Source organism: Hyphomicrobium sp. (assembly GCF_009026145.1).
Lineage (GTDB): Bacteria > Pseudomonadota > Alphaproteobacteria > Rhizobiales > Hyphomicrobiaceae > Hyphomicrobium_A.
Genome location: NZ_WBUE01000052.1, coordinates 1 through 8,474 on the forward strand (window position 1 = coordinate 1; position 8,474 = coordinate 8,474).

General features: G+C 65.7%; 11 protein-coding genes. 7 read left to right on the forward strand and 4 right to left on the reverse strand.

Annotation, left to right across the window (positions count from 1 at the left end; translation table 11 throughout):
• Window positions 1-406: 30S ribosomal protein S6 (rpsF, locus tag F9K20_RS20930; RefSeq protein WP_291006655.1), on the reverse strand; the 406-nt coding region annotated here is incomplete at its 3' end.
• 360 nt (window positions 407-766) lie between these two features.
• Between rpsF and F9K20_RS20935 the strand changes: the two genes are divergently transcribed.
• Window positions 767-979: a hypothetical protein gene (locus tag F9K20_RS20935; protein ID WP_291006658.1), complete on the forward strand. Its 213-nt coding sequence runs from the start codon at window positions 767-769 to the stop codon at window positions 977-979.
• A gap of 623 nt (window positions 980-1,602) precedes the next feature.
• Here F9K20_RS20935 and F9K20_RS20940 read toward each other — a convergent pair.
• Window positions 1,603-1,782 carry a hypothetical protein gene (locus F9K20_RS20940; protein ID WP_291006661.1) on the reverse strand — a complete coding sequence of 60 codons (180 nt, stop codon included), beginning with the start codon at window positions 1,780-1,782 and terminating at the stop codon, window positions 1,603-1,605.
• Between the two features lie 218 nt (window positions 1,783-2,000).
• On the opposite strand from F9K20_RS20940, the gene F9K20_RS20945 reads away from it, so the two are divergent.
• Window positions 2,001-2,348, forward strand: coding sequence for a hypothetical protein (locus F9K20_RS20945; RefSeq protein WP_291006663.1), 348 nt, complete (start codon window positions 2,001-2,003; stop codon window positions 2,346-2,348).
• A gap of 2 nt (window positions 2,349-2,350) precedes the next feature.
• Here F9K20_RS20945 and F9K20_RS20950 read toward each other — a convergent pair whose 3' ends face one another.
• Both F9K20_RS20950 and F9K20_RS20955 read right to left on the reverse strand, forming a co-directional pair.
• A complete protein-coding gene (locus tag F9K20_RS20950; protein ID WP_291006666.1) occupies window positions 2,351-2,734 on the reverse strand; it encodes a DUF4431 domain-containing protein in 384 nt (127 codons plus the stop codon).
• Window positions 2,735-2,812: 78 nt separating this feature from the next.
• On the reverse strand, window positions 2,813-3,070 hold the full coding sequence (locus F9K20_RS20955) for a hypothetical protein (protein WP_291006669.1): 258 nt from the start codon (window positions 3,068-3,070) through the stop codon (window positions 2,813-2,815).
• Between the two features lie 203 nt (window positions 3,071-3,273).
• On the opposite strand from F9K20_RS20955, the gene fabD reads away from it, so the two are divergent.
• The 5 genes from fabD to mltG form a co-directional block, all read left to right on the forward strand.
• Window positions 3,274-4,221 carry an ACP S-malonyltransferase gene (gene fabD / locus F9K20_RS20960; protein WP_291006672.1) on the forward strand — a complete coding sequence of 316 codons (948 nt, stop codon included), beginning with the start codon at window positions 3,274-3,276 and terminating at the stop codon, window positions 4,219-4,221.
• Window positions 4,222-4,232: 11 nt separating this feature from the next.
• Complete coding sequence (fabG, locus tag F9K20_RS20965; protein WP_291006675.1) at window positions 4,233-4,976, forward strand: 3-oxoacyl-[acyl-carrier-protein] reductase; 744 nt, start codon at window positions 4,233-4,235, stop codon at window positions 4,974-4,976.
• A gap of 344 nt (window positions 4,977-5,320) precedes the next feature.
• Window positions 5,321-5,563 (forward strand): acyl carrier protein, encoded by a 243-nt coding sequence (locus F9K20_RS20970; RefSeq protein ID WP_068462321.1) that lies wholly within the window; start codon window positions 5,321-5,323, stop codon window positions 5,561-5,563.
• A 152-nt stretch (window positions 5,564-5,715) separates the two neighbouring features.
• Window positions 5,716-6,978: a beta-ketoacyl-ACP synthase II gene (fabF, locus tag F9K20_RS20975; RefSeq protein ID WP_291006681.1), complete on the forward strand. Its 1,263-nt coding sequence runs from the start codon at window positions 5,716-5,718 to the stop codon at window positions 6,976-6,978.
• 371 nt (window positions 6,979-7,349) lie between these two features.
• Window positions 7,350-8,474 (forward strand): endolytic transglycosylase MltG (mltG, locus tag F9K20_RS20980; protein ID WP_291006684.1); only part of this gene is annotated, 1,125 nt, incomplete at its 3' end.

Sequence of the window (8,474 nt, forward strand, 5' to 3'; positions counted from 1 at the left end):
GGAAACCACCGCCGCCACCGCCGCGGAAGCCGCCACCGCGGCCGCCGAAGCCGCCGCGATCACGCTCGCCGCGCTCGTCGCGGTCGCCCTTGCGCATCATCACCGACGGCTCGGTCTCGTGCTCATCGACCTTGACGGTGAGGAAGCGGATGATCTCGGCCGACAGGCCCATGCGCCGCTCCATCTCGGCGACGGCGGCGGGCGGGGCATCGATGTTCAAGAGCGAGAAGTGCGCCTTGCGGCTCTTCTTGATCTTGTAGGCGAGCGACTTGACGCCCCAGTACTCGGACTTGGTGACCTTGCCGCCACCCTGCTCGATGAGATCGGTGTATTCTTTGGTCAGCGCCTCGACCTGAGCGTTCGAGACGTCCTGGCGTGCCAGGAACACATGCTCGTATAGCGGCATGTAAATGGCCTTTCCCTTTGTTCGTGCCGCTCCGGCGCAAAGCCCCTTATGGACCCGAGAAAGGCCCAAGCAGGTCACCCATGAGAGCGAAGACACCGGGAACCGGGCCTACTATGGCCCTGCCGCTCATGGGTCTCCCCTAAGCGCGGCTCCCCGTTCAGCCTCCAGCCGAAGCGAGCAAGGGGCGCTTTATAGCCGAATTTGCCGGCCTGGCAAGGGATGCCGGGTAATGGGCCGGGCACGGTCACAGCGCCCGGCATGGGACAATCCCTGTTCCCCACGCGACAGCGGACCGGCCAATCCTGGTTTAGAGCCGGAGCATGCCCAGCGGAGCGCTGCGGCGGGTTCGGAGGTACGCGTATGCCACTACCAATGGTTCGCAGGTGGGCGATTTACCGGGTCAATGGCGAGGTCTTCGTCCAGGTCGGGGCGCAGCCATCCCAGGGCCTTGCCGCCACCGAGGCGCTGAGGATGGCCAGCGCGTCGGGCGCCACCCACCACATCGTCGAGCAGATCATCTCGCGGCGGGCGGCGATCGAGCAGTATGCCCGCCTGCAGGCGATGCACCTCTAGTCGCCGTGGCGATCGAACGCGCCCGCCTTCTCCGTCCGTCATCCCGGACACGCGCGAGCGTGATCCGGGATCCAGCGCATGTGCGGCGAAGCCTCTTGAGATACTGAGCTCACGCACTCCTATTGCTAGATCCCCGGTCTCGCTCGTTTCACTCGCCCATGCTGGAAGCATGCCTCCGGCATGACCGGGATGACTGTTGTGGAGCGACGTAGCACTGTGCGCCCCGCGGCGGGAAAGCCCGGGGTGATGACACGGGGAGCGGGGCGGTCCTGGCCCTTCTACTTGTTCGTGTGGATGCAGCCATCGCCGCCCCACCCAGGCACGATGTCCCGATTACCGTCTTCCCCGGATTGCATCGTCATGGCGGAGCCATGCTTCGCACGGACGCCCGGGGCCCACCGACATTTTCGCGTCGGCGACAGTAAATCATGGGGCTACGCTTACGGCCCCGGCGCATTCGTGCCGGCCCATCTCCTGCACATCCGCCAGCGCACGTCTGCACCCCGGGTCTCCGAGTTGGGCTGGCGCGGGATTCTATGCGGGGTTCGCGAGGCGGGGATAGATAATACGCGCGTGCATAGCGCCGGCCTCAGGCACCGCTTCTAGCCGCGGTTGAGGACTACTTACTTCGACTTACCCGACCAGCGCGTATGCGGGCGTGAGCGCTCGGCAATGTCGCGCTCGAGCAAACGTCTCAGGGCGCGCTCGATGTCGGGCTTGGGCTCCGGGGTGGCCCGATCGAGTTCTGACTTGAGATGCTTACCAATCACTAACAGTGCATTCCTTTGTTTCTCGTTCGCCATTCCCTTTCCCGCTAATCAACATTCAACGGCACAGGAGGCTCCGCGTTCCAAGCATCGGCCGGCGCGCGGCATTTTTTGGTTGATCTGAGGCAAAAGGGAGCGTGGATTCCCATTTGCCCAGCGCAGGTTATCGCCTGTAGGTTGGCACTGTTCGACGTTCGGGGGGATGTCGCCGCGCCTTTCAGGGGCGGCTTGGCTCTTACATCGAGGATCGACCCATGCCCCCGCGTAAGAAAAAGTCCGCCCGCCCACCGACAGCCGCCAAGCCTTCGACCCGCCAGCGCACAAAGATAAAGGCACTTGCCGTCAACGACGCGGTGAAGCGCGAGGCGCCGCGGCGCTCGATGCTCGACAACCAGCTATCACTGTTCGAGCCGCTGCGCCGCTCGGTGCTCGACAACCAAATGGCATTGCTCGGGGCGATGATGACGTGGTCGCCGGCGCGCCTGCTCGTCAATCAGCAGGCGGCGTTCTGGGAAGGCTTTGCCGCGCCCTCGGCCGCAACTGGCCCAAGTGTGCGCAAGCGTACTGCCAAGAGCGCGGCGAAGCGGGCGAGGGGGCGCTGAAGCTACCTCTGCCTCACTTCTGATGCGTCGATGAGCACGTCCTCGGCGTGCCACATGGTGTGGGCCGCAAACAGTGTTCCCGCCACCGTAACGCGCTTGCCGAATGGCAGATCCTTGCTCGCTTCCTCGCCGGCGATTTGGATACGCGCAACGGGGTTCTGGGTGGTTTCGTTGAACTCGTCGGCGCCATCGACGCAGACCGGCTCGTCCAACTCCAGGTAGCTGTAGGTGAAGGCCCCTTGCGCCTCGTGCTGGCCTTGTCCGGATTTGAGCGTGCCTTCGAGCTCGACCGGCGCATTGTATTTGAGGTGCGCCTTGGCCTCGCAGGCCCACGCAGGCGCCGACCCGGCGAGCAGGATGATAAAGGCGAGGTGAACTCTCCGCATCGCGCCCTCACGTTCAACGCTGCATGCATAGCATAGCGGCGGCGCAGCGTCCGTTAACGGAGGGGCCGCTGTAGTCGGTTAAGCCGGGGGCCAGCCGGTGGGCCGCGTGATGCGGCAGCCCTCGACCACATGCAGCGCCACGTCCCGCAGGCGCGCAGGATCGCGTTGTCCGGCGCGCGCCGCGGCCATGATGCGCAGCGCCAGGGCACGGCGGATGCCCGCTTTCTCCGGCTCGCCACGCATGGCGTTGCGGCTCTCGACCTCGGCCCAGGCGGCATCGAGGGCACCGGTCATGATCGATAGGATTTCGGGGTCGAAGGCGCCATCGCCCGGCACGGGAGCTCTCCTGCGATTTGCCGGGGAGTGGGACCACGGCCGCCTGACAGCATCATGACGGCCTCCGGTCCTGCAGCCGGCCACCGCTAACGCTGGCGCGTCATCACCCGTTCCCCGGGCTTGCGCGCGCCATCCGCGCGCTTGACAGCAGCTGGCGCGGCGTGTTCTTGCCAGCCAAATCCTCCACACGAGCCTCCACATTCATGGCCATCGCATTCGTATTTCCCGGGCAGGGCAGCCAGGACGTCGGCATGGGCCGCGAGCTCGCGCAGACCTACGCGGTGGCGCGCGAGGTCTTCGACGAGGTCGATGCGGCCCTTTCGCAGCACCTGTCGCAGATCATGTGGGAGGGGCCGAAGGAGACCCTGACCCTCACTGAGAACGCGCAGCCGGCGCTGATGACCGTGTCGATGGCGGTGATGCGCGTGCTCGAGAAGGAGCACGGCTTCAAGCTCAAGGACAAGGTGAAGTTCGTCGCCGGACACTCGCTGGGGGAATATTCCGCGCTCGCCGCCGCCGGCGCCTTCTCGCTCGCCGATGCGGCGCGCCTCCTGAAGCTGCGCGGGCAGGCGATGCAGGCCGCGGTACCGGTCGGCAAGGGCGCCATGACGGCGCTGCTGGGGGTCGGCATCGATGCGGCACGCAAGGTGGCCGAAGCCGCCGCGCAGGGTGATGTGTGCCAGATCGCCAACGACAACGAGCCGACCCAGGTCGTGCTGTCGGGCGACAAGGTCGCCATCAATCGCGTGCCGGAGATCGGCAAGGCGCATGGGGTGCGCCGCGCCGTGCCGCTGCCTGTGTCCGCACCCTTCCATTGTGCGCTGATGCAACCTGCCGCCGAGGCCATGCGCGAGGCCCTCGCCAAGGTCGACGTAAAGGCGCCGGTGGTGCCCGTCATCGCCAACGTGCTGGCTACGCCGATCAGCGACCCGGAGGAGATCAAGCGGCGCCTTGTCGAGCAGGTCACCGGCACCGTGCGCTGGCGCGAGTGTGTTACCTACATGACCGCCAGCGGCGTCACCGACGTCTACGAGATCGGCGCCGGCAAGGTGCTGGCCGGGCTCGCCAAGCGCATCGACGCCTCGCTCCATGCAGCAAGTGTCGGCACGCCGGCCGACATCGACGCCGCGCTCGCGCGTCTCAACACCTAGAGGATCCTCAAATGTTCGACCTCAAAGGCAAGACCGCCCTCGTCACCGGCGCGACCGGCGGCATCGGCGGTGCCATCGCCCGCGCGCTCTATGCCCAGGGCGCCACCGTTGCCGTGTCGGGACGCCAGGCCGACAAGCTCGAGGCGTTGGCGAAAGAGTTCGGCGACCGCGGGCATGTGCTGCCGTGCGATCTCGGCAAGCGCGACGAGGTCTCCAAGCTGATCGATCAGGCGGTGGCCAAGCTCGGACGCCTCGACATCCTCGTCAACAACGCCGGCCTCACGCGCGACAACCTCTTCATGGTGATGAAGGACGAGCAGTGGGACGAGGTGATCGCCGTCAACCTCACCTCCACCTTCATGCTGTGCCGCGCCGCCGCCCGCGCTATGCTGCGGGCGAAGCCGAACTTCGGGCGCATCATCAATATCGCCTCGGTGTCGGGCGTGTTCGGCAACCCTGGGCAGGGGAACTACGCTGCTTCAAAAGCAGGCATGATCGGCATGACCAAGTCGCTGGCCCGCGAGGTCGCCCCGCGCGGCATCACCGCGAACTGCATTGCCCCCGGCTTCATCTCGACCCCCATGACCGCCGCGCTCAACGAGAAGCAGACCGAGGAGATCGCCAAGATGATCCCTCAACAGCGTTTCGGCGCACCGGAGGAAATCGCCGCCGGCGTCGTCTATCTGGCCAGCAACGAGGCCGGGTACATCACCGGCCAGACCCTGCATATCAACGGCGGCATGGCGATGGTCTGAGGCCCATGGTAAATGTGCATCAGTGGCCCCTAGCGCTTGGCCGGGCAGGTGAATTTTGGTCGCAATGGCAATGGCCGGATGCGGCCCGGCACCGCTGGCCAAGGCCTATGAAGTGTGTTAACGAGCCGAACGGTTTTTCGGCCCTCGGCACTTCTGCGCGAGTAGACGAAGGGCCGAAGTTCGGCCGCCGCACGGAGTGCGAACAAGTGGAATAGCCGCGTCGTTTCAATACCCGCCGGTGGCGCGCGCCTCTATACAAGTTGAGGCCAAGGACCGGGTCACGGGCTAGTCCAGATAACCGAATTTACGAACTGCCAAGAGCAACACCGACGCGAGGGAAGACGATGAGCGATGTCGCTGAGCGCGTGAAGAAGATTGTCGTGGAGCATTTGGGCGTGGAGGCCGAGAAGGTCACCGAGAACGCCAGCTTCATCGACGACCTGGGCGCCGACAGTCTGGACACGGTTGAGCTCGTGATGGCGTTCGAGGAGGAGTTCGGCTGCGAAATCCCCGATGACGCCGCCGAGCACATCCTGACCGTCGGGGACGCTGTCAAGTTTCTCGAGAAGAACGCCAGCGCCGCCTGACGTCGTCGCTTCCCTCTGCCCGCCCGCGGCTCCAGGAACGACAACGCCGCGGTGGCTTGCGCGAGGCTACCCAAGCACTTCGAGGCTTGACTTCGAGGCTTGACCGGGCCGCAAGCTAGGGGGCCGGCCAATCTTCCCTTCGAAGGACTAGGATGCGTCGCGTTGTCATCACAGGTCTCGGCATGGTCTCGCCCGTCGGCTGCGGCGTCGAGGCGTCGTGGAAGGCGCTGCTCGCCGGCGCCAACGGCGCGCGCCGCATCGAGGAGTTCGAGGTCGACGATCTGACCTGCCAGATCGCCTGCTTCATTCCGCGTGGCGCCAAGGAGGACGGCAAGTTCAATCCCGACGATTGGATGGAGCCGAAGGAGCAGCGCAAGGTCGACGACTTCATCATCTACGCCATGGCGGCCGCCGAGCAGGCGATCGCCGATTCAGGCTATGTCGCCGACACACCCGATAAGCAGGAGCGCGCCGGCGTGCTCATCGGCTCCGGCATCGGCGGCCTGCCGGGGATCGCCGAGACGTCGATCCTCTTGAAGGAAAAGGGCCCGCGCCGCGTTTCCCCGTTCTTCATACCTGGGCGGCTGATCAATCTCGCCTCCGGCTACGTGTCCATCCGGCACAAGCTCAAAGGGCCCAACCACGCTGTGGTCACCGCCTGCTCGACGGGTGCACACGCCATCGGCGATGCGGCCCGCATCGTGGCGCTGGGCGATGCCGACGTGATGGTCGCCGGCGGCACCGAGTCTCCGATCTGTCGCATCGCGGTGGCCGGCTTTGCCGCCTGCCGTGCGCTGTCGACCGGTTTCAACGATCGCCCGACCGCAGCTTCGCGTCCCTACGACAAGGACCGCGACGGCTTCGTCATGGGTGAGGGCGCCGGCGTCGTGGTGCTGGAGACGCTCGAGCACGCCAAGGCGCGCGGGGCGAAGATCTATGCCGAGATCATCGGCTACGGCATGTCGGGCGACGCCTATCACATCACCGCGCCGGCCGAGAACGGCGACGGCGCCTACCGCTGCATGCGTGCCGCGCTGAAGCGCGCCGAGATCGACGTCAGCGACATCGATTACGTCAACGCGCACGGCACCTCTACGCCCATGGGCGACGAGATCGAGCTTAACGCCGTCGAACGCCTGTTCGGCAACGCGACCGGCAAGCTCGCCATGTCGTCGACCAAGTCGGCGACCGGGCATCTGCTCGGAGCCGCCGGCGCCATCGAGGCGATCTTCTCGACCCTCGCCATCCGCGACAACATCGCCCCGCCGACCCTGAACCTCGACCATCCCTCGGTGGAGACGGCGATCGATCTCATCCCGCATGCGGCCAAGAAGCGCGAGATCAACACCGTGCTGTCGAACTCGTTCGGTTTCGGCGGCACCAACGCCTCGCTCATCCTGCGCCGCTTCGCCTGAGGCATCACCGCCACGGGACGGCCGGGCACGCGCTCGGGTAACGATTTCCCTTCGCGCTTTTGCCATATTTGGCTCTAGTGTGATGATCGAGAAATTCGCCAGTATTGGCGGATGGGTATCGAGCGAATTTCTCGATCTGAATCACACTAGCAAGTCTATGAATCTAGTGTCCCTTATCATTGCGAAGTTCGCTCCCTGCCCAGCAGCAAACTCTGGCGAACTTCGGAATGGGGACACTAGGGTCGGGGCGAGACTAATTCCGGTGCCGCGCGGGACGGCTTCGTCGGGAGCGCATCTTGAGCACTTTCCCCCCTTCGAGGCATGAACCGCCCTTTCGGCGAGGGGGCATCCGTCCACGCTCGCCGGCCGAGATGCTGGAGCCATCGCGCCCACCCGGACCGCCGCGCGGATCGCTCCCACCCAACGCGCCGCGCCGCGGCTCGGGCTTCATGCGCTTCCTGAGCGGCCTGTTCACGCTTATCCTGTTCCTCATGCTCGCCGCCGGCAGCATGGTCGCGCTGCTCTACCACCAGTTCGAGATGCCCGGCCCGTTGGCCGTGTCGCGTGTCGTCACCGTGCCGAAGGGTGAGGGGCGCATCGAGATCGCGACGCGCCTCGAGAAGGAAGGCGCCATCTCCAATCGCTGGGCCTTCATCGTCAACTACCTGTTGCGCAGCGCTCTCGGTCCCAAGCCGCTCGAGCTGAAGGCAGGCGACTACGAGATCAAGAAGAACGCCAGCATGGCCGAGATCATGGAGACGCTGACGCAAGGGCGCGGCGTTCTCTCCAAGATCACTATCCCGGAAGGAATGACCAGCCTGCAGATCGTCGAGAAGCTGCGCGAGGAGGATGAGCTTACGGGCGACGTCACCGACATCCCGCCCGAAGGATCGCTGCTGCCCGACACTTACCGCTTCTCGAAGGGCATGGAGCGCCGCGAGCTCTTGGAGCGCATGCAGGGCGAGATGCAGCGCTTCCTCGCCGCCGCCTGGGAGCGGCGCCAACCGAGCCTCCCCATCTCCACGCCCGAGGAGGCGGTGATCTTCGCCTCCATCGTCGAGAAGGAGACGGGGCGCGCGGATGAGCGGGGCCGCGTCGCGGCAGTATTCATGAACCGTCTGAAGAAGGGCATGCGCCTGCAGTCGGACCCGACGGTGATCTACGGCATCGTCGGCGGGCAGGGAAGTCTCGGCCGCGCGATCACGCGCGCCGACCTCGACCAGAAGACGAGCCATAACACCTACCAGATCGGCGGATTGCCGCCGACGCCGATCTGCAACCCGGGGCGCTCGGCGATCGAAGCGACGCTCGCTCCGCCGGCCACCACCGATCTCTATTTCGTCGCCGATGGAACCGGCGGCCACACGTTCTCCGACACGCTGAAGGAGCACAACGCGGCGGTCACCAACTGGCGCAAAGTCGAGCGCGAGCGCAAGAAGGAGGCTGAGGCCGCGGCCGCCGCGGCCTCAGCCTCCTTCTTGCGCTCGCGCTCGACT

What these genes read in the sequence shown, in the direction of transcription:
- F9K20_RS20945 (WP_291006663.1), top strand. Translation starts at nt 2,001, where the DNA reads ATGCCCCCGCGTAAGAAAAAGTCCGCCCGCCCACCGACAGCCGCCAAG.
- F9K20_RS20950 (WP_291006666.1), bottom strand. Translation starts at nt 2,734, where the DNA reads ATGCGGAGAGTTCACCTCGCCTTTATCATCCTGCTCGCCGGGTCGGCG.
- F9K20_RS20970 (WP_068462321.1), top strand. Translation starts at nt 5,321, where the DNA reads ATGAGCGATGTCGCTGAGCGCGTGAAGAAGATTGTCGTGGAGCATTTG.
- fabG (WP_291006675.1), top strand. Translation starts at nt 4,233, where the DNA reads ATGTTCGACCTCAAAGGCAAGACCGCCCTCGTCACCGGCGCGACCGGC.
- F9K20_RS20940 (WP_291006661.1), bottom strand. Translation starts at nt 1,782, where the DNA reads ATGGCGAACGAGAAACAAAGGAATGCACTGTTAGTGATTGGTAAGCAT.
- F9K20_RS20935 (WP_291006658.1), top strand. Translation starts at nt 767, where the DNA reads ATGCCACTACCAATGGTTCGCAGGTGGGCGATTTACCGGGTCAATGGC.
- fabD (WP_291006672.1), top strand. Translation starts at nt 3,274, where the DNA reads ATGGCCATCGCATTCGTATTTCCCGGGCAGGGCAGCCAGGACGTCGGC.
- fabF (WP_291006681.1), top strand. Translation starts at nt 5,716, where the DNA reads ATGCGTCGCGTTGTCATCACAGGTCTCGGCATGGTCTCGCCCGTCGGC.